22 protein-coding genes and 1 tRNA gene are annotated in these 18419 nt (G+C 34.5%); 1 reads left to right on the forward strand and 22 read right to left on the reverse strand.

The genetic code is table 11. The features are described from left to right. Nucleotides 1-22: 22 nt before the first annotated feature. From K8344_RS10080 to K8344_RS10145, 14 genes are all read right to left on the reverse strand, one after another. On the reverse strand, nucleotides 23-202 hold the full coding sequence (locus tag K8344_RS10080; RefSeq protein WP_237608565.1) for a hypothetical protein: 180 nt from the start codon (nucleotides 200-202) through the stop codon (nucleotides 23-25). A 40-nt stretch (nucleotides 203-242) separates the two neighbouring features. Next, a complete protein-coding gene (locus tag K8344_RS10085) occupies nucleotides 243-779 on the reverse strand; it encodes a rhodanese-like domain-containing protein (RefSeq protein ID WP_237608566.1) in 537 nt (178 codons plus the stop codon). A gap of 3 nt (nucleotides 780-782) precedes the next feature. Next, nucleotides 783-1859 (reverse strand): arsenosugar biosynthesis radical SAM (seleno)protein ArsS, encoded by a 1077-nt coding sequence (gene arsS, locus K8344_RS10090; protein WP_237608567.1) that lies wholly within the window; start codon nucleotides 1857-1859, stop codon nucleotides 783-785. Between the two features lie 48 nt (nucleotides 1860-1907). Next, nucleotides 1908-2246: an arsenosugar biosynthesis-associated peroxidase-like protein gene (locus K8344_RS10095; protein WP_139855993.1), complete on the reverse strand. Its 339-nt coding sequence runs from the start codon at nucleotides 2244-2246 to the stop codon at nucleotides 1908-1910. A 105-nt stretch (nucleotides 2247-2351) separates the two neighbouring features. After that, nucleotides 2352-3107, reverse strand: coding sequence for a DUF481 domain-containing protein (locus tag K8344_RS10100; protein ID WP_237608568.1), 756 nt, complete (start codon nucleotides 3105-3107; stop codon nucleotides 2352-2354). 24 nt (nucleotides 3108-3131) lie between these two features. Continuing rightward, nucleotides 3132-3488: a DUF488 domain-containing protein gene (locus K8344_RS10105; RefSeq protein WP_237608569.1), complete on the reverse strand. Its 357-nt coding sequence runs from the start codon at nucleotides 3486-3488 to the stop codon at nucleotides 3132-3134. Between the two features lie 76 nt (nucleotides 3489-3564). Continuing rightward, entirely contained in the window at nucleotides 3565-4470 is a 906-nt protein-coding gene (locus K8344_RS10110) for a tryptophan 2,3-dioxygenase family protein (RefSeq protein WP_237608570.1), read from the reverse strand. A gap of 139 nt (nucleotides 4471-4609) precedes the next feature. Continuing rightward, on the reverse strand, nucleotides 4610-6724 hold the full coding sequence (locus tag K8344_RS10115) for a peptidylprolyl isomerase (RefSeq protein ID WP_237608571.1): 2115 nt from the start codon (nucleotides 6722-6724) through the stop codon (nucleotides 4610-4612). 87 nt (nucleotides 6725-6811) lie between these two features. Further along, nucleotides 6812-8065, reverse strand: coding sequence for a hemolysin family protein (locus K8344_RS10120; protein WP_237608572.1), 1254 nt, complete (start codon nucleotides 8063-8065; stop codon nucleotides 6812-6814). 67 nt (nucleotides 8066-8132) lie between these two features. Beyond that, complete coding sequence (locus K8344_RS10125; protein WP_237608573.1) at nucleotides 8133-8327, reverse strand: hypothetical protein; 195 nt, start codon at nucleotides 8325-8327, stop codon at nucleotides 8133-8135. Beyond that, nucleotides 8317-8892, reverse strand: a complete 576-nt coding sequence (gene lptC, locus K8344_RS10130) for an LPS export ABC transporter periplasmic protein LptC (RefSeq protein WP_237608574.1) — start codon at nucleotides 8890-8892, stop codon at nucleotides 8317-8319. Before lptC ends, K8344_RS10125 begins: the two co-directional genes overlap by 11 nt. A 2-nt stretch (nucleotides 8893-8894) precedes the next feature. Further along, the gene (locus K8344_RS10135; protein ID WP_237608575.1) at nucleotides 8895-10259 is read right to left on the reverse strand and encodes a tetratricopeptide repeat protein; all 1365 of its coding nucleotides are present in this window, start codon (nucleotides 10257-10259) and stop codon (nucleotides 8895-8897) included. A gap of 18 nt (nucleotides 10260-10277) precedes the next feature. Continuing rightward, nucleotides 10278-11519, reverse strand: coding sequence for a BamG family beta-barrel-assembly machinery protein (gene bamG, locus K8344_RS10140; protein ID WP_237608576.1), 1242 nt, complete (start codon nucleotides 11517-11519; stop codon nucleotides 10278-10280). Further along, nucleotides 11504-12247, reverse strand: coding sequence for a type III pantothenate kinase (locus tag K8344_RS10145; protein ID WP_237608577.1), 744 nt, complete (start codon nucleotides 12245-12247; stop codon nucleotides 11504-11506). Before K8344_RS10145 ends, bamG begins: the two co-directional genes overlap by 16 nt. A gap of 146 nt (nucleotides 12248-12393) precedes the next feature. Here K8344_RS10145 and K8344_RS10150 point away from each other — a divergent pair. Further along, a tRNA-Phe gene (locus tag K8344_RS10150) sits at nucleotides 12394-12466 on the forward strand. Nucleotides 12467-12523: 57 nt separating this feature from the next. Here the strand turns inward: K8344_RS10150 and K8344_RS10155 are convergent. From K8344_RS10155 to K8344_RS10185, 8 genes are all read right to left on the reverse strand, one after another. Beyond that, a complete protein-coding gene (locus tag K8344_RS10155; protein ID WP_237608578.1) occupies nucleotides 12524-13000 on the reverse strand; it encodes a hypothetical protein in 477 nt (158 codons plus the stop codon). A 6-nt stretch (nucleotides 13001-13006) separates the two neighbouring features. After that, the gene (locus K8344_RS10160) at nucleotides 13007-13912 is read right to left on the reverse strand and encodes a GYDIA family GHMP kinase (protein ID WP_237608579.1); all 906 of its coding nucleotides are present in this window, start codon (nucleotides 13910-13912) and stop codon (nucleotides 13007-13009) included. A 21-nt stretch (nucleotides 13913-13933) separates the two neighbouring features. Next, nucleotides 13934-15247 (reverse strand): hydroxymethylglutaryl-CoA reductase, degradative, encoded by a 1314-nt coding sequence (locus K8344_RS10165; RefSeq protein WP_237608580.1) that lies wholly within the window; start codon nucleotides 15245-15247, stop codon nucleotides 13934-13936. Nucleotides 15248-15405: 158 nt separating this feature from the next. Continuing rightward, nucleotides 15406-15531 carry a 30S ribosomal protein THX gene (locus tag K8344_RS10170; RefSeq protein ID WP_237608581.1) on the reverse strand — a complete coding sequence of 42 codons (126 nt, stop codon included), beginning with the start codon at nucleotides 15529-15531 and terminating at the stop codon, nucleotides 15406-15408. Between the two features lie 55 nt (nucleotides 15532-15586). After that, the gene (locus K8344_RS14155) at nucleotides 15587-15715 is read right to left on the reverse strand and encodes a hypothetical protein (protein WP_260402650.1); all 129 of its coding nucleotides are present in this window, start codon (nucleotides 15713-15715) and stop codon (nucleotides 15587-15589) included. A 77-nt stretch (nucleotides 15716-15792) separates the two neighbouring features. Then, nucleotides 15793-16581 carry a tryptophan synthase subunit alpha gene (gene trpA, locus K8344_RS10175; RefSeq protein WP_237608582.1) on the reverse strand — a complete coding sequence of 263 codons (789 nt, stop codon included), beginning with the start codon at nucleotides 16579-16581 and terminating at the stop codon, nucleotides 15793-15795. Nucleotides 16582-16615: 34 nt separating this feature from the next. Beyond that, nucleotides 16616-17797 (reverse strand): tryptophan synthase subunit beta, encoded by a 1182-nt coding sequence (trpB, locus tag K8344_RS10180; protein WP_237608583.1) that lies wholly within the window; start codon nucleotides 17795-17797, stop codon nucleotides 16616-16618. Then, the gene (locus tag K8344_RS10185; protein ID WP_237608584.1) at nucleotides 17787-18410 is read right to left on the reverse strand and encodes a phosphoribosylanthranilate isomerase; all 624 of its coding nucleotides are present in this window, start codon (nucleotides 18408-18410) and stop codon (nucleotides 17787-17789) included. Before K8344_RS10185 ends, trpB begins: the two co-directional genes overlap by 11 nt. Nucleotides 18411-18419: the final 9 nt, after the last annotated feature.

The raw sequence follows: 18419 nt of genomic DNA on the forward strand, positions 1-18419 counted from the left end.
GTCAAAATTATTTTCTATTAGCTTAGTTCTGATTTTTTATTTTTTTAAACTGAAGGGAAATAATAAGCAAACTTATGATAATTCCAAAGCCAGCCGCAAGATTTTGTTCCGAAGCAAAACTTTTCCAATTCACCATTCCTAAATTGATGCCTAATAGGATGAAAGCTCCAATTAGTAATAAAACGTTTTTATTTGATTTCATCTTTCTTCAATTATAATATAAATCCTGTGATGTTTATGATTTAGTAAACAGGATTGCCAGCTTTTAAATAGTGACTCCAACGTCTAGAAAATGTGTGGATATTTTCGGTTTCCTTCCCATTAGAATCAAGAACCATATAGCCTTTATTTTTCCATTCAAAGATTCCACCATAAAGGTTTTTTACATTTGAAAAGCCTACAACTTTTAATTTTTCACCAATTCTTTCAGAACGTATTCCAACCGAACAATATACTACTATAGGTGTTTCTCTATCTAAATTTTGAAGAAACTTATCTTCCGAGGAAAACTTGTCAAAACCGATGTTTTTTGCTGAAGCAATATGACTTACATTAAATTCATTTGCTTCTCGCGTATCTAAAACAACTACTGAATTTTCTATTAATAAAATCTGTAGTTCCGCAACAGAAATATAAGGGATGCTACCTGAGTTGTTTTGTTGCAATAGTATATCTAAACTTTTTTGAGTTTGGCCGCTTGCAACACTAAATCCGAAGAGGAAAATTACGATAATGTAACTTTTTATACATAGACTAGCACTTGTACTTAACTGTTTCATTATTTATTCTGTAACTGTCCCTTGGCAACTACTTCCTGCACCAGCTGTACATCCATAGCAATGCTGAGAAATCACAATGTTTCTGTTGTTTAATATTTCCTCATTGTATTCAGAGATGTGTTGGATTTTGCTAGATACCTTTAATTCTAACATTTGATTGAAATCACAATCATATAAATATCCGTCCCAACTTATAGAAATGGTATTCCTACACATTACGTTTTTAACAGCAGCTGGATTGTATGCGTCCACTAATGAATACATATAATCTTCATAGTTATCCGAAGCTATTAAATAATCGAGAAACCTTGAAATGGGCAAGTTTGTAATCGCAAATAGGTTGTGAAATTGAATATTAAAATCTTCAAGTAGTGCTTTTTTAAAATCTTTTTCCATGCTAGCTTGATTGCTAGGAAGAAATGCTCCGCTAGGATTATAAACTAAATCTAACCGTAATTCGCTATTTGGCATCCCATAGCCCACAGCATTGAGATCTCGTAGCGCTTTTATAGATTGGTCGAATACGCCTTCTCCACGTTGTTTGTCGGTTTTGCCACGCGTCCAATGAGGCATACTGCTTATAATGTGAACATTGTGTTTTTTAAAAAATTCAGGTAAATCGTGATACTTTTTATTAGCTCGGATAATAGTAAGATTACTTCTTACTATAAAATCTTTTATGCCAACCTTGCTAGCCTCTTCTACAAACCAGCGAAAATTGGGGTTCATTTCTGGCGCTCCACCGGTGAGGTCTAAGGTATGTGCTCCCGTGTTTTTTATTACATTCAAACACTGCTCCATAGTTTCCCGCGTCATTATTTCTTTTCTGTCCGGCCCTGCATCTACATGACAATGTTCGCAAACCTGATTACACATATAACCAACATTGATTTGTAGAATTTCTAAACCTTTTGGTCGTAGCGGAAATTGATTTGTTTCGTTTATTTTTTCAGAAAAAGTAGGAAGTTCTCCGTTAGCAAAAATACCATTGGAGAGTTTTTCGAGTTGTTTATTCGCTACAGCAAGCTCACTATTGCGCCTGTGGAGTGATTGTTGTTTTTTCTTTTTCTCTTTCAGCATAGAATGTTTTAATTGAATTCCTATAAAAGAATCAGTAGTCGTTGAAATTTATCCGTCTAACTTATTTACTTTATTCATCATCATTACGCCGTGGACAAGTGTGGCACCGCTTTTTATAGCTGCGCCAACGTGTACGGCTTCCATCATTTCTTCTTTAGTAACACCTCGTTGAAGGCTGTCTTTAGTATAGGCATCTATGCAGTAAGGGCACTGTTCTGTATGTGCAACTGCAAGCGCTATTAAAGCCTTTTCACGAGCGGTAAGTGCGCCTTCTTCAAAAACTTTTCCGTAGTATTCAAAAAATTTCTCTCCAAGCTCTTCACTCCATTCAGTGATTTTACCAAATTTTCTTAAATCCTTAGGGTCGTAATAATTATCTGAAGCCATTTTATTATAAATTTATGTATTTGAAGATAATCGTATCGTCATTTTATGTAAATATAGATAAGTAGTTTTTGAAAACGATAGGTGTTAACTAAAGTTTCAAACTTTTTAATCGAAAGAATAAACTACCCCTGTTGTTAGTTCGTATTGGGAATTAGGAATTCCTTCGGCAGGGATTTCATCGTAATTAAAAGTGTAGGTGGTTTTAAAACTAAAATTTTTGAAGAGATGAACCAATAATGATGTTTGAGAGGAAACTCTATAATCGTCTGTTATACTTTTTAGCATAGGTTGGTAATAGGTAGTGCTAATTACTGTTAGGTAGTCTTGAGGATAAAGACTAAATGAAAAGTAAATAGATCCTCTTATTCCTTTTTTAATTGGATTGAGAATGTCATCTCGTTTTTCGTGTTCATACATCAGTAAAGTTCCTAAATAGAATTTATAGTCTTCTAGCTGTGTTAGTTTGAAACGCGGTCCCGTTCCTACAAGGCCACGAAAATCGATTTTGGAAACTTTATTGTATTGCCCTTGACCAAAAACTTCCCAGGTTATGTTTGGGAAAAGATTGTAGTTATAGCGAAGATGTTGAATACCTCTGTTTTCAAATTTATCACCTTCAATTCTTTGAAATTCTATTTCATTTTTAAGAAGGACTAAATGTCGATTCATTTTGTATTGTACGTGAATGTTATTCTTTATACTCAGCTTGTCATTAACATCACGTTTTAAGGCAAAGTCTAAACTAGTTGACCCTGAAAATCCAGATGTGTCTGTAACTCTTCTAAAAGATTCGGCATTTATAACTTGGGCGCTTATATTGAAAGATAATAGAAGGAATAAGGGTAATAAAATATACTTCATGGTCAAGAAAGTAATAGGTTACGATTATTTGTCTACTTTATTTTCAAGGTGCTTCTTTAATACAATTGCTTGATTGTGTTTTGTGTCCTTAGCGGCAAACAAAAGAGTAAGTTTGTTTTTTTTACTTTTTTGAATAAGCTCAGTTACCAAATCCGAATGCTTTTCAAGTTCACTATTGTATTTTTTTGAAAAGTCATTAAAGCGTCCTTCTTTATGATTGAACCATTTTCGAAGATCTGAGGATGGAGCAATTTCCTTCATCCATTTGTCAAGCTTTGCTTCTTTTTTACTTACGCCTCTAGGCCATATACGGTCTACTAAAACCCTATAGCCATCATCCTTAGATGCTTCTTCATAAATTCTTTTAATTTGAATATCCACAACTACAAGTTTTTGTATCCCAATTTCAAACCTCACTATTATCCTTTACCAACTTATTGTTGGTTAACAATCCAAGTTATTCCCCCCAAGAAGCGAGTTCTTCTTTAGACCAAAGGTTAGGAAAAAACTTACGCTGCTGGTATTTTGGATGCAGGTATTTTTTCCATTCCGAACCACCAGTAGCGGTCTTATTTTCACCTTTACTGTCAAGATAATGTTGTGCAGTATCCAAATGAACTAATGGCCAAGCTACATTGTAAAAATGGTCGAACTGTTTTAGTTTTTCCTTTAGCTCATCAGAAGGGTTGTCCATTTGCATCACTCTTTCTTCAAGAGTTTTACCTTTAAGTTTCTTGGCTAAAGATTTAAAATCGTCTTCGTATTTTTCTATAAATTGGATAAGGGTTAATGTTTTTTTGCCTGTTTTCCTGTTATATCCAGCATCTTTCCAATATAGATTTTCAAAATAATCGTCTAAAGTAGGATTTTCAGGTAATCTTTCTTGCCCCTTGCTATTCACCAAGTTTTCAAGTTTAGTGCTATATAATTCTAAATAGCGGAAGGAAGCACTTTGGAATCCGCTAGCAGGTGTAAGTGTAGATCTGAAGATGTTATAGTCTTCATAGCTCATTCCTTCTTTCATAATATCGAAAGAGGTGATAAGCATTCTTGTATACCTTTTTAGTCTATCTAGTTTTGTAATCCAAATCTCTTCTGAAAGGTTTTCACCTTCTGAAAGTTGTTTGATTTCGTGTATCATCATTTTTAAAGTAAGCTCTGTTACTTGATGATACATAACAAAAATCTCTTCGTCTTTATAATCAGTTCGAGTTTTTTGCAGCGATAGTAGCGTATCTACTTGTATATAATCCCAATAATTAATTGGTTTTGCTTGTAGCAATCCTTTTAGGTATGTTTCAGGATTTTCACCAAGATTGGTGTATTTTTCTACAAGGGCTTCAATAAGTTCTTTATTATCCATGATGATTAGATGTGTCTTTTTCTTTGTTTTTAAAAATAAAGAATTTTTATAGTATGGTTTGTTAAAAAATGCTTTTTAAAGAAAAGCCCCGTTACAAAAAAATGCAACAGGGCTTTTAAAATTTATATGAAATTAGCGACTAGTAAAAGTTAGCGCGATTATCTTCAATTTCTGCTTTCTTTTTAAGTGCGTTATAAACTGCATTCTGTGCTCCAGGTACAGTTTGATTACTCATTTGGTTTGCATAATTTGCATACGATTCCATTTTTGGAGCAGGGTTGAAGGCAGTTACTTTTATTTTGTATACACCTTTATTTCCATCTATCAATTCAGTAGTTTCGCCAGGTTTAGTACCAAAAGCAATTCCTACAGCCTTAGGTTCTCTGCTTGCACCAATTGTTGGAGCAGCCATATTTACACCTGTTGCAGTTTGAACAATTACTCCTTGACTTTTAGCAATTTCGTCTAAGGTAGTACCAGTAATTGACTCACGTATCATTTTCGCTTTTTTCTCGTTGCGTAAAATTGGAATAACTCTACTAGAAGCATCTGCAACACTCATTAATCCTTTTTCGTTTTTACGTGTAACCTGAGCGATTACATATCCGTTTGGTACACTGAAACGTTTTGTGTCACCAACCTTAGTGTCTTTTTCAAAAGCCCAGTTGATAATTGACCTGTTATCTCCGATACCAGGGATATTAGAATCCATTTTACCTAATTTATTTACTGGTTTTACTTCAAGATTGCTAGCTTTAGCTAATTCGTTAAAGTCTCCGTCTTTTGCAGCAAGCTCAAATTTAGACGCGTCAGAAAATACGTTGTTTATTGTTTTATCTGAAGGCTCTACAGCTTTCACAACTGTCGCAAGTTTAAGAGCTTTTTTAGCAGCTGATTGCTTTCCTACTTCAACAATATGGAAACCGAAATCTGTTTCTACTAAACCTACCGTTCCTGTTGGATTGTTGAAGATAAACTCGTCAAATGGAGGAACCATTCTACCTGGAGTAGAGTTTCCTAAATCTCCTCCGTTAGTTGCAGATCCATCATCAGAAAATTCTTCAGCAAGTTCAGCGAATTTAGATTTGTCTCTTTTAACAACACTTAAAAGGCTGTCTGCTAATTTTCTAGCTTCTTCTTTAGTTTTAGTGATTGTTTCTGGAGCACGCATTGTACCAACATATCTAATTAAGATGTGCTTAGACTCGGTAGAATCTGGCATTTGCTTAGTGTCTAATACTTTTGTAAGGTAAAGAGAGTGATCTACTTTAAATGGTCCGTAAACATCACCTTTATTAAGGTTAATTAAGTTTTCTGCCTCCGATGCAGGAAGATCTTTTTTGAATAACCATTGGTCAAAGAAAGGAACGTCTGAATTTGCATTTACAAATTCTTCGTAATCGTTGGTGTTTCTAAACCCAGGAATGGTATCGTTAGATTTTGTGTCTTGGTTAAACTCAACTTTGTCGTTTAATAAAGCAGTGATTTCAGCCTTAGCTTCTTCAGAATCAGATTCTGATGGAGTTTCTTCGTAAAATACATATTGGATATCTGCTTGCGCCTCTACCTTATAGTCGTTAGCGTGAGCCGACACATATTTTTTAATCTCATCTTCAGACACTTTAACTTCTTCATCTGCAATTTTAGTGTAAGGCACTAAAACATACTGAAGATTTAAATTGTCGTTTTTATAATGGTATTCTTGTTCACCTTCAGCAATAGTTGCGCGTAATCCGCCCATGATCATATTGTTATAGGTTGTTTGAACTACATTGTTGGCTATGTTTTCTTCAAAAGTTAGCCATTGTGCATACATTTGAGGTGATGAAGCTTTAATGCTGGCAATGTATTCTTGAATTTTAGCGTCATCAACCTGTCCTGCCTCATTTAAAAATGTAGGGTTATTTGCTAAAGCAGTTTTTAATGCATTATCAATTTGAGCTTTTTCTGCAGTTATACCTACTTTCTCAATTTGCTCTTCCATGATTACACGGCGTAATTCACGATCCCAAACCATATTCATAGCTTGTGTAGCGTTTGCATTAGGACCCATATTACGTTGGGTTGCCTCTACTTGCTCCATGAAGCTTTGTCTTGGAATTTCATTACCATTTACCGTTGCAATGGTATCTTGACCTTTAGGTCCTGTGCTTCCTTTTGATATTATATCGCTTAAAATAAAGGCGAAAAGTGCTAATGCGATAATAAGGATAAGAAATATCCCTCTTTTTCTAATGCTGTTTAAGATTGCCATTTGATGTTCAAATTTATAGGTGGCGAAAATAGCATTTTCAACTCATTAATAAAAACTAAATTGAAAAAAGTGGTGATTATTTAATTTCTAATCTTCGCCTATGTTTCTAACTTCTACTAGTTCTATCTTGGTACTAGATACTTCTAGTATAGTGAAAAGGTGATTATCTATCTCTACGGTTTCGCCTTTATCGGGAATCTCTTCGGTGAAATTAACTATCAATCCGCCTAACGTTTCGTAGTTTTCACTTTCGTTTAGATTTAAATCGTAATTTTCATTTATGTAATCTACTTCTAATCGTGCAGAGAATTTGTAGTGGTCTTCTCCGAGTTTTTCTTCGATTAAAGCGATACTATCGTGTTCATCTTCAATGTCGCCAAAAAGTTCTTCAATAATATCTTCTACTGTAATTATTCCGCTTGTTCCACCATATTCGTCAATAACTACTGCTATACTTTTTCTTTTTTTACTAAGAACGGCAAGCACGTCTTTAATGAGCATAGTTTCAGGAACAAAAATCACAGGCATCAAAACCTTTTTAATGGTTGATGGTTTTTTGAAAAGTTCGAAGGAGTGAACATAGCCCAAAATGTCGTCTATGTTTTCTTTGTAAATTAAAATCTTAGAAAACCCAGTTTCAGTAAATATTTTAGCTAGTTCTTTTGGGGAAGTATCAATATCTACGGCTACAATTTCAGTTCTTGGAATCATTGCTTCTCTAGATTTAACTTCAGAAAAGTCTAGTGCGTTTTGAAAGATTTGAATTTCCGAATCCATTTCTTCTTTGGTTTCGGCTATATCCATTTGCTCAGAAATATAATTTCCTAGCTCTAGCTTACTAAAGCTTAATTGAACAGTATCTCCTTCAGTTTTAAAAACGAATTTTAAAACTAGGTCTGAAATCCAGATTATAAATTCTGAAATCAATGAAAAAAGAACATAGAAAAAATAGGCGGGAACCGCGAATATTTTCACTAAGTTGTTGGCGTAGATTTGAAAAAACACCTTCGGAAGAAACTCCGCAGTCATTAAAATTACTAATGTTGATATAATGGTTTGAATTAATAAACCGCTAAATCCAGCGAGCGGAATATAATTCATGAGTAAATCACCCATATAGAAACCATATATAACTAGCGCAATATTGTTTCCGACGAGCATTGTAGCAATAAACTTTGAAGGGCGTTTTGTTATTTTTTTTAAAACTCCAGCTAAAAAGTTGTTTTGCTTTTTTTCAATTTCGATATGGATTTTATTGGAAGAAACGTAGGCTATTTCCATCCCCGAAAAAAATGCGGAGAGAATTAACATTGTAAATATTATTATAATGCTATAATCCATAGGTTGCTCAAAGGTCAGAATTTAGAATCCAATATTCAAAATTACAAGTTTGTAATTTTAAAATGACTTATTTGTCTTGGTTATTCATCTTTTTTCTAAAGTTTCTTTTAAAGAAAAACATCCCAATTGCAACTACAGCAAAAAACAAATATAAATAGGCACGGCTTCTATCGTCACTCCAATTGTTTACGGTTTCGTATATAAAAAACACTGCAACGGCAAGGTATGCGTATTCAAAAAACAAGTAAGCTTTACTTAACATCTTCGGTTTTATTTTTATCGATTAATTGGACGCCTTCATTTTTTCGTGAAGAAAAAATTGTGAAGTCTTGATTTCCATCAAATCTTCCTCCGTTATTATAGGAGCCATCCTTAAATTTTATTTGGTAGGGTTGGTCTGTAAATACCCATTGATTTTTTTGATCCCAATAAAGCTGTTGAGCCTTAAGTATAACACTATCTGCTGTTACAATAACAACATTTTCACGCAAATCTACCAATCCTGTACCGTCATATTGAATAGCGTAATCAGAATTTACAGTACTTTTTTTACCTTCCTTATCCCAAAATTTAACTTCAATTCCATTTGGAAATTCTTTGTATGGAAATTTTTGGTTGGAAAAATCAAGTAATTTTTCAGCTAAAAGGTTGGTAATAAGTTTGCCCGAATCTGTGTATTTAAAATTTATGCCTTCACCTTCTGCGATAGGTGCACCATCAGATAGTGTGAGTTTTTTAACGTTTTTGTAATTGCTTTCACATGCAAAAAGCGTGATGACCATAATTATGGCCATCACGCTTTTAACAATATTTAATGCTGTGTTCATTCTTATAAGTTAGGAACTCTTACGCTACCGCCAACCCAACAGTTAAATTTAACTGTTTTTCCGGCCATTCCTTCGCTAAAGATATCACTTTTTTGTGGAGCACGCCCTCTATAACTACTTGCAGCAGCTCTGGCATTTCCAGCTATAGTTCCATCAACACGTGCAGCCTTATCCATCATATCTGCCGCTAACCAATACATAGCTCTCTTTTCAAAAACTGTATTTCCGCATCCGTTTGCACTGTCTGCGTACATAGCACCAATTTTGTAATAAGCAATACCAGCAGATGGTTTAACTGCTAACATTTTGTTGTAATAGTTTCTAGCAGTACCAAAGCTTCCTTTCTTACGGTAGTTTTCAGCGATACTGTAGTAAATACGTGCTTTTTTAGAGTTGTCATTTTCAAGATCTGCAGCTTGGTTGAAGTATTCTAGTGCTTTAGATGACTTACCTTCAGCCTCAGCTTGCTTTCCTAATAGGTATGCAGACGTAGAGCTTGGCTCTAATTCGTGAAGACGAACAGCTAACTTGTTTGAAAGTGGGCTATCACAATCTTTTGCATCCAATCTGTTACTTGCAGATTTAATCCAATCGATATCGTTTTTCTTCGCTTCGTAATCTTTTTCGTAAAGAGGAATTAAGTTAGGGCAATCAGCTAACTGACCTAATTTACCATTTACACTTCCTTCTACAGTTGTATAAACACTCAAGTTGTTTTCGTAAACAGCTTTAGCGCGTTCTTCCTTGCTAGTAAGTGTTGTTCCGCTTTCAGCTTTGTTTAATAACACAGTAAGCTTTTCAGCTAGTGAGTTTTTTTGAGAATCAATTTTAGCAGTTACTTTGTCATAAAGATCAAATATTTCTTGAAGCTCTTTTTCTCCTGAATTATGTAAATCTACAGCTAAAGAGAAGTAAGTATACAAGCTCTTTCCGCTAGTAAAATCTTCTGGGTGCTTGTTAAAAGCAGTGTCAAAAGCGTTAAATTGTTCCTTTTTAGTTCCAATGTTGTTGTCGAACTTTAACTGTGCAATAGTTGAAAGAACATCTCCCTCCTTAGTTTTAGCAGGAAAGTTTTCAAGCCTCAATTCCCAAGCTTGAATAAGGTCTTTTACTTTACTTTTATCACCTTTTTCTTCAATAAAGTATTCAAACATTTTTACACCATATTGGTAAGTAGCGATATGGTAGTTTGGACATTCTTTAATTAATTGCTCGTAATAAGGAAGTGCGGCTTCGTAATTCTTAATTCTAGCCGGCTCGGTAAAGTATGATAAGGTAATTGCACAATCATCAGGAGCTTGAGCAAATGTTTTTGCTGAAGTTGCTAATAAGACAATGGTAAATAGTAAAATGAATTTAGTTTTCATGGAATTGCTGTTATTGTATTAATCGTATAATCTTTTTTCGAACCAACGGTCATTTAATGAGAAACTCAAATATGTATTAAAAAAGTTTTCTTGTATCAATCCAAAGTCGGTGGTTCCGCGTTTGCCGATTTCAAACCCTAAGTTCATATTAGAGAATAATCGACCTACAGGTAGTCCTAACCCAAAAGATATGCCAAACTCGTTTATGTCCTGACCATTTACAGCTAAACCTGTCTGTTCAAAACGTGCTCCGGCTCTGTAAACCACTCTGTCAAAGTAGTTTCCAAATGAATTGTAATTAGGAATGTAATATCCGCCTAATTTTATTTTAGATGCATTTTTGTAAGTTACTTGATCTATAGTAAAAGTGCGATTTGAGAAATTGCTAGTTTGTTGGTTGGTATATTCAACCCCAATTCCCCAGTATTTAGGCTTGCTCAATCCCGCTCCTAAAGTTAGTTGTGAGGGGAAAGTAAAGTCGGTATCCGCTACAGTAACTTCTCTTTCATCAACAGGAATTATCCCAACAGGGGAGATATTTACAGTTCCTATTCTTCTAAAGTTTTCTGAATTAAAACTTGTACCAGGAGAATACGTTACAGAACCAGTTAATTCAAGTTTGTCTGTAATCATCTTCTTGTACAGGGCACCAAAACTAAAACTAAAACCTAATAAGTCCGAGCTATTGTAAATTTGGGTTCCATATTGTAAATCAGATTTCTGAGTTGTTGCAGTGTTTTCTATCTTTCCGAAATTGTAGTTGGTATCAACACCTAAGCTAAATTCAGGAGTAACTTGATATGCTAAGGATAGGAATACTTTATTTAAACCACCGCTTCCAGAGTATTCTGTAAGTCCGTCTGATACTTCCGAATAAAAGTCATAGCCAACAGCAGTGTAGGGTAGAAGTCCAAATCCCATTCCGAATTTACCCATAGGAATTCCCATAGCTAAATAGTCTAATGATGTAGACGAAGTGTTTTGGCTACCAGTGTCACTTTTTTGCTTTTGAGCTTTATGGCTCGCACCTACTGAAAAGTTCACTAAGCGTAGTCCTGCATATCCCGCAGGATTCTGTAAGTTTATATGAATGCTATCTGTGAAGACGCCGATTCCTCCCATTGATCTATTTTCGGCAGTTCCGCGAAATTTCAACGATCCTATTCCATAAAAAGAATATGGCGAGGTGGTTCCTTCTTGAGCTAGCATTGTAGAGCCGGCTATTAGCAAAAATAAACCAATTATTATTTTTCTAAACATGAATGTTTGTTATATTCTAAAATATGGTTCAATCCCTCCAATAAAAAATTTGAGTTGGCAAAGATGTCATTTTTTATACTATCTCGCAAAAAATGTGTGTCTCCTCCTGTTAAAATAACTGTTAAATTCTCGTTTTCTTTTTTGTACTCAGCTATATAACCATCAATTTCGAACAAAACAGCTTTCACTATACCCGAATGTATTGCGTTAGCAGTGTTGTTTCCTATATACGAATTTGGATGAGCCTTTTCTAATAACGGAAGTTTATCTGTAAACGTATGTAGCGATTTATAGCGCATTGCAATCCCCGGTGATATGGCGCCACCTAAATATTCATTTTCCGAATTAATAAAATCATAAGTGATGCAAGTGCCAGCATCAATCACCAATACGTTTTTATTTTTATGTTGAAAAGATGCTGCGCTCATTAATGCTATACGATCTATACCCAAAGTTTGAGGTGTAGCATATCTATTTATGAATGGAACTTTTGTTTGATGATTTAAACGTAAAACATTAAAACGCTCTTCTAATTTAGATAAGTGTTCCTTTGAAAGATTAGCGACAGACGAAATTATACAATTTTCAATAGAAGGAAATGTTTTTGAAATTTCATCCAAGGTTTGAAGAAAACCATGCTTATTACTAGTCGTTTTCCACTTAATCACCTCCAAATCAAACACTCCGAACTTTATTGAAGTGTTTCCTACATCAATTACAAGATTCATAATTATTATTAAGTGCGTAAAAGTACACACATGCTAATTAACTTATTGTTAAGGACATATTAAATAGAGCGAAAAAAAATCAATATTTTTTTCAAATAAAGTTTTGTGAAATCGAAATATGCTTTATATTTGCCGTCTCAAACAATGGTGCCTTAGCTCAGTTGGTAGAGCAACGGACTGAAAATCCGTGTGTCCCTAGTTCGATTCTTGGAGGCACCACTTAAAAACCCGAAACTATCGTTTCGGGTTTTTTGCTTTAAGTAATAATTTTAATTTTTAATAAACGTAACTGTATACATAGTATATAGCTACAAATTCCTCAATAGTTACAAAGTCATTCATTGTAATAAGTATGTCGCCACTATAATTTGAATTTCCTTTGTAAACCTTTACATCCTTAAAATTCATTAAAATGTCTCCAGAGTATGTTGAGAAATTTTCATACACTTTTCCATCTTTGATGTTTAATACAATATCTCCAGAATAATTTGAATCATCTTTATAAACCTTTCCTTCAGAGACTGTATAAAGAATGTCTCCAGAATAGCTTGAATTTTTATTGTAAATTTTATTATTAGAAATGTTACAAATTATGTCTCCTGAATAATTTGAGTTTTTCTTATAAACCTTACCATCCTTGATATTACAAATAATATCGCCGCTGTAATTGGAATTTCCTGAATAAACTTTTGTTTGTGAATTTGATGTACCGACAGAAAACAGTGTAAAAACGGCAATTATTATATGCTTCATAGAGATTTAGGATTTAATCATATCTGCAAAAGATACGATTTTTTTAAATCCTTTTTCTCTAAAATACTCCATTTCTGTTTTGTTCCCAGTAGCTAAAACAAAATCTCCACCCCACGCGCCTAAGCTTTTTACGATACCTGAAAAATCACTGAATAACTTCGACTTCACTGTAGGTAGGTTTATTATTTCTGAAATAATTTGCTCGTGTTCCTTCATCAAATTTTCAAATTCCTCAAGTGAACTGCAAACTAAAAGTGAATTTGTAATCTCCGAAATTCTCTTAAGAGTTTCTTTCTTGACAGTCGTTTTTTTAAATCTTGAAATCCCTTGCTTACTGTCTTGTTTCTGATTCAGATAAACAAAAAAGATCGAATCGGTGAAATCCCAAGGAAGATGTACTTTATTTATTTCGGGAACTCCATTGGTTATCCTATATACTATTGGAGTGTCGTTTTGAGCCGCTGCAATATCGTATCCGCTACCTCCAAAACTATTGTTAAGTAATTGAAATGCGTCAACATTTGCCCATTGGGCAATATTATTTATTAAAGTAGAAGAGGTGCCTAACCCCCAATTACGAGGGAAATTGAGTGTTGTAGTAACGTGAAGTCCTTTTTCTTTTAAAAAAAATTCTGGATTTAAACGTCTAGCTTCAAGCAGAATATTTGATAAAGTTTTAGAAATGGGGCTTTCCGAATTTTTGCTCTTTAAGCTATCTAAGTCGAAAAAGTCTGAAAACCAAATAGCACCATTCTCATCATAGCTTTCCCAATGAACCCCCTTGATTTCTGAAAATTCAACTTTTAAACTTTGTCCATAAGCTGTTGGAATCGCTAAGGCAGAAGCCCCACTAAGAACGACATATTCTCCTGTGAGTAGTAATTTACCGTTGCTATGAAAGTTTTTATTCAATTTTCTATTTTATTAAAGTCCTCAGCTTCTCAATTCCTTCAAAAATGCTTCTACCGAACTATGAGAAATAGCATTTTCTTTAAAATACACTAAAGCTTTATTTTTTTCATCCTTAGTAGCCTGCATTTGATTCATAATATTCATCAGGTGCATTTTCATATGTCCTTTTTGAATTCCTGTAGTAACTAGTGACCGAACTGCAGCAAAATTTTGCGCTAAGCCAGCAACTGCAATTATCTTCATCAATTCTTTAGCATTTGGCTTTTGTAATATTTCAAAAGCAAGCTTAGTTAAAGGGTGAAGGGAGGTTAAACCTCCAATAGTTCCAATTGCTAAAGGTAATTCGATCCAAAAAGTGAATGTATCGCCTTCAATTTTTGCGTGAGTTAAGCTTCCGTAGTAGTTGTTTTTTGCGGCATAGGCGTGAACTCCAGCTTCAACAGCACGGAAATCGTTTCCAGTAGCCAACACCACTGCATCTATGCCATTCATTATTCCCTTGTTATGTGTAACTGCGCGTCTTGTTTCGGTTTTTGCTATTTCAATAGCTCTTACAAACTTTTCAGCAAACTGTTTCCCATCGTGGTGTTTTGTTGTAAGTTCATCAATCTTACAACTTACTTCAGCTCGAACTAAACATTCAGGTACATAGTTGGAGAGTATACTCATTACAACTTCTGGGAAGGTGTTTTCTTTTTGAAATACTTCAGAATTTCTAGCTTCATTTTCAAAAACCTGAGCCATTTTCTCTAAACAACTATTAATAAAGTTGGCTCCCATAGCATCCAAGGTTTCAAAAGTAGCGTGGATGTAAAAATAGCCTTCCAAAATATGTGATTTATCAACTAAGGATAGTTCTAAAAGTCCACCCCCCCGAGCTTTCATATTTTTCTCGATAGACTGAATGCTCTCGCGTAGTTTAGGTTTTATTTCTTCAAAAAATGTTTCAAGACTCTTTTCCTTTCCGTAGAAATTCAAGTGAATTTGTCCATTTTTGTCTGTTGAAATCACTTCAGCTTTAAAACCCCCACGTTCAAACCAGAATTTTGCAGCATTACTAGCTGCAGCCACTACGGAGCTTTCTTCTATTACCATAGGTAAAGCGTAAAGCTTTTTATTTATTAAAAAATTAGGCGCTATACCAAATGGGAGGTAATAGTTTGAAAGTGTATTTTCAATAAAATCGTCGTGAAGTTGCTGTAAAGAAGCATCTTCATTCCAGTAATCTTTTAAAATTTGAATGGAATTTGGATTGTTCTGCAGATAATTTTCTGCCAACCATTCAATTTTTTCGGCTTTGGTTTTTTTAGAAAATCCAGAAACGGGCTGATTCATTTACTTAAATATGATTTGGCTGCAAAGATAGTATTTCGACTTAGTTTCTTAGGAATCATTTAAAAAAGAAAAGGTATTTAGAACAAACATGTTAATCTAAATACCTTAAAAATTTACAAAAGGTCGCAATCATAGTTTACGAGATGAAATTTTTACTCTTATTTTACTTGTGATCCCTTAGTGGGCATACTCCTAACCTTGAACTTTTTGCGCTTTGGCCTCAATTTTCCAAAGGAACCAATATTAATTTTTCCGCGTTTGGTTTTCTTATCTCCTTTCCCCATAATCTAAATAATCTTTATAACTGAATAAACGTTGCAAGCCTGATATGACAATACTTTAGTTTTTATTTTGTTGTTTTTTGATTGTCTTTTTGTCAATATCAAACTCATTGTTTTCGCGTTTTGTCTTCCCAGTTGGGTTAGTTGGATTTTTTTGCTCTTTTTTTCTTTCAAATTTCTTTTCCATAATCTCTTCTTTTTTGATTTACCACCAAATTACAGAAATCTTAGTACAAATTATATTAAACTCTTGCTAAATAATGGTTAAACCTCACGGATAGAGGCTATAAAGTTCGAAATTCCACTTTTGCCATTCCTAGCAAGTGTTTTTATAAAAGCACTACCAATTATGGCGCCTTCAGTTTTTGAAGTTGCCTGTTTAAAAGTAGTAGCATCCTTAATTCCGAATCCTACAATTAGAGGGTTTTTTAGCTGCATGGACGCCACACGATTGAAGTAATTTTCTTGATTCTCATCAAATCCATCCAAATTCCCCGTAACACTTGAACTGCTCACTAAGTATATAAATCCATCGGAAGCTGTATCAATTTGCCTAATGCGATCATCAGAAGTTTGGGGTGTAATTAAAAATACATTTATCAAATTGTACTTTTTAAAAGTTTCGTGGTAATGCTCTTTGTATTCCGACAAGGGAAGATCGGGTAGGATAAGGCCGTCGATGCCTACTTCTGCACATTTTTCACAAAAATCTTCTACTCCATATTGTAGAATAGGATTAAAATACCCCATAATTATAAGTGGAATTGAAACAGTTTTACGCACATCTTTCAGTTGCTGAAAAAGAATTTCGGTAGTCATCCCATTCTTTAAGGCTAGTTGTGAACTATCTTGAATAGTGGGGCCGTCTGCCAAAGGATCGCTAAAAGGCAAACCGATTTCAACCATATCGACACCGCTTTCCTCCAATTGCTGAAGAATTTCAACAGTATCATCCAATTTAGGATATCCAGCAGTAAAATAGATTGACAGCAATTTTTCCGCCTTGTTGTGATACAGTTTTTTTTCTGATAGTTTATTTTGAATTCTATTCATAGCTAACAATTAAATCAAATAAGTATAGATTTATTTAGAGGTCGAAATATCTTATAAAAGTGTCAAGATCCTTATCACCTCGGCCACTTAAATTCACAACAATTACATCATCTCTTTTAAATTTTCTCGTTTCAAAAATTGCAAGAGCGTGACTGCTTTCTATTGCGGGAATAATGCCTTCTAGTTTGCACAATTCAAGACCTGCTTTCATTGCTTTATCATCGGTAATTGAGATAAATTCTCCTCGGCCCGAAGTAAATAAATTGGCGTGCATTGGGCCGACGCCAGGATAATCTAAACCAGCAGAAATGGAGTAGGGCTCTGTTATTTGTCCGTCTGCTGTTTGCATCAATAGCGTTTTACTACCGTGAATAATTCCCACTTTCCCTAATGCTGAGGTTGCAGCACTTTCACCACTATCAATGCCTTTTCCAGCAGCTTCTACAGCAATAAGTCCTACCTCTAAATTGTCTAAATAATGATAAAATGCGCCTGCAGCGTTACTTCCTCCGCCAACGCAAGCCACAACAAAGTCTGGGTTTTTGCGATTTTCTTTTTCACGTAGCTGTGTTTTTATTTCTTCAGAAATTACACTTTGAAATCTCGCAACCATATCTGGATATGGATGTGGCCCTACTACACTTCCTATAATATAATGTGTATCAACAGGGTTGTTAATCCAATCGCGAATGGCTTCGTTGGTAGCATCTTTTAAGGTTTTACTTCCACTTGTTGCTGGAACCACTTTTGCGCCAAGCATTTTCATTCTAGCAACGTTTGGGGCTTGACGTTTAATGTCAACTTCTCCCATAAAAATAATGCATTCTAACCCCATTAAAGCGCAAACGGTAGCTGTTGCAACTCCGTGCTGACCTGCACCTGTTTCAGCAATTATACGAGTTTTTCCCAATCGCTTTGCCATTAAAATCTGCCCGATGGTGTTGTTTACTTTATGAGCTCCTGTATGACAAAGATCTTCTCGTTTTAAATAAATTTTGGTCTTGTATTTTTCTGAAAGACGTTTTGCAAAATAGAGTGGAGTAGGGCGTCCAACATATTCTTTAAGTAATTGGCGGAATTCCTTTTGAAAAGATTCTTCCCTCATAACTTTCAAATAATTCTGCCTTAGCTCTTCCACATTTGGATAAAGCATTTCAGGAATGTATGCACCGCCAAAATCGCCGTAATAACCTTTTTCGTTTATGTTATAATTCATTTTTGAACCTTTTTAAATCTTCCGTATTTTTCAAGCCTGGTTTAGTTTCAAATCTACTGTTTACATCAATTGCGTAAATTGGGAGGTCGGTTTGTAGAAGCTCTTTTAGCGATTCCATTTCTTCTAAACCAATGCCACCACTTAAAATGAAAGGTTTATTTAATGTATAGTCTTTTAAAATTTCCCAATTGAAAGTGTAGCCGTTTCCTCCTTTTTCCTTTCCTTTTGTGTCGAAAAGAAATTTATCTACTGTATTTTCATAAGGTGATAATTCACTAAAGTCGAATTTATCATGAAGACTAAAAGCTTTCCAAACAAGCGTACCCGAAAACTCAAGATTAGATTGCAAATCCCGTATATACTCATTGCTTTCATTACCGTGAAGCTGGATTATATCTAAAGCATATTTACTAGTCAATTCAATAACTTTTGAAATCTTTTCATCTACAAAAACACCAACTTTCTTAACGCCTGCAGGTAGTTGTGGGATTTCTTCCGCATTGAAATATCGCGGACTTTCATCATAAAAGATAAATCCCATATAATCTGGCTGAAGTTTTGCTACTTCAGCGATGTTTTGTTTTATGCCGCAGATTTTCAGCTTAATATTCATATGTATATT

It is taken from the genome of Aequorivita xiaoshiensis, assembly GCF_022008395.1.
GTDB lineage: Bacteria > Bacteroidota > Bacteroidia > Flavobacteriales > Flavobacteriaceae > Aequorivita > Aequorivita xiaoshiensis.

What these genes read in the sequence shown, in the direction of transcription:
- K8344_RS10170 (WP_237608581.1), bottom strand. Translation starts at nt 15,531, where the DNA reads ATGGGGAAAGGAGATAAGAAAACCAAACGCGGAAAAATTAATATTGGT.
- K8344_RS10185 (WP_237608584.1), bottom strand. Translation starts at nt 18,410, where the DNA reads ATGAATATTAAGCTGAAAATCTGCGGCATAAAACAAAACATCGCTGAA.
- bamG (WP_237608576.1), bottom strand. Translation starts at nt 11,519, where the DNA reads ATGTTTAGAAAAATAATAATTGGTTTATTTTTGCTAATAGCCGGCTCT.
- K8344_RS10095 (WP_139855993.1), bottom strand. Translation starts at nt 2,246, where the DNA reads ATGGCTTCAGATAATTATTACGACCCTAAGGATTTAAGAAAATTTGGT.
- trpB (WP_237608583.1), bottom strand. Translation starts at nt 17,797, where the DNA reads ATGAATTATAACATAAACGAAAAAGGTTATTACGGCGATTTTGGCGGT.
- K8344_RS10085 (WP_237608566.1), bottom strand. Translation starts at nt 779, where the DNA reads ATGAAACAGTTAAGTACAAGTGCTAGTCTATGTATAAAAAGTTACATT.
- K8344_RS10125 (WP_237608573.1), bottom strand. Translation starts at nt 8,327, where the DNA reads ATGTTAAGTAAAGCTTACTTGTTTTTTGAATACGCATACCTTGCCGTT.
- K8344_RS10165 (WP_237608580.1), bottom strand. Translation starts at nt 15,247, where the DNA reads ATGAATCAGCCCGTTTCTGGATTTTCTAAAAAAACCAAAGCCGAAAAA.
- K8344_RS10100 (WP_237608568.1), bottom strand. Translation starts at nt 3,107, where the DNA reads ATGAAGTATATTTTATTACCCTTATTCCTTCTATTATCTTTCAATATA.
- K8344_RS10110 (WP_237608570.1), bottom strand. Translation starts at nt 4,470, where the DNA reads ATGGATAATAAAGAACTTATTGAAGCCCTTGTAGAAAAATACACCAAT.
- arsS (WP_237608567.1), bottom strand. Translation starts at nt 1,859, where the DNA reads ATGCTGAAAGAGAAAAAGAAAAAACAACAATCACTCCACAGGCGCAAT.
- lptC (WP_237608574.1), bottom strand. Translation starts at nt 8,892, where the DNA reads ATGAACACAGCATTAAATATTGTTAAAAGCGTGATGGCCATAATTATG.
- K8344_RS14155 (WP_260402650.1), bottom strand. Translation starts at nt 15,715, where the DNA reads ATGGAAAAGAAATTTGAAAGAAAAAAAGAGCAAAAAAATCCAACTAAC.
- K8344_RS10115 (WP_237608571.1), bottom strand. Translation starts at nt 6,724, where the DNA reads ATGGCAATCTTAAACAGCATTAGAAAAAGAGGGATATTTCTTATCCTT.
- K8344_RS10135 (WP_237608575.1), bottom strand. Translation starts at nt 10,259, where the DNA reads ATGAAAACTAAATTCATTTTACTATTTACCATTGTCTTATTAGCAACT.
- K8344_RS10155 (WP_237608578.1), bottom strand. Translation starts at nt 13,000, where the DNA reads ATGAAGCATATAATAATTGCCGTTTTTACACTGTTTTCTGTCGGTACA.
- trpA (WP_237608582.1), bottom strand. Translation starts at nt 16,581, where the DNA reads ATGAATAGAATTCAAAATAAACTATCAGAAAAAAAACTGTATCACAAC.
- K8344_RS10120 (WP_237608572.1), bottom strand. Translation starts at nt 8,065, where the DNA reads ATGGATTATAGCATTATAATAATATTTACAATGTTAATTCTCTCCGCA.
- K8344_RS10080 (WP_237608565.1), bottom strand. Translation starts at nt 202, where the DNA reads ATGAAATCAAATAAAAACGTTTTATTACTAATTGGAGCTTTCATCCTA.
- K8344_RS10145 (WP_237608577.1), bottom strand. Translation starts at nt 12,247, where the DNA reads ATGAATCTTGTAATTGATGTAGGAAACACTTCAATAAAGTTCGGAGTG.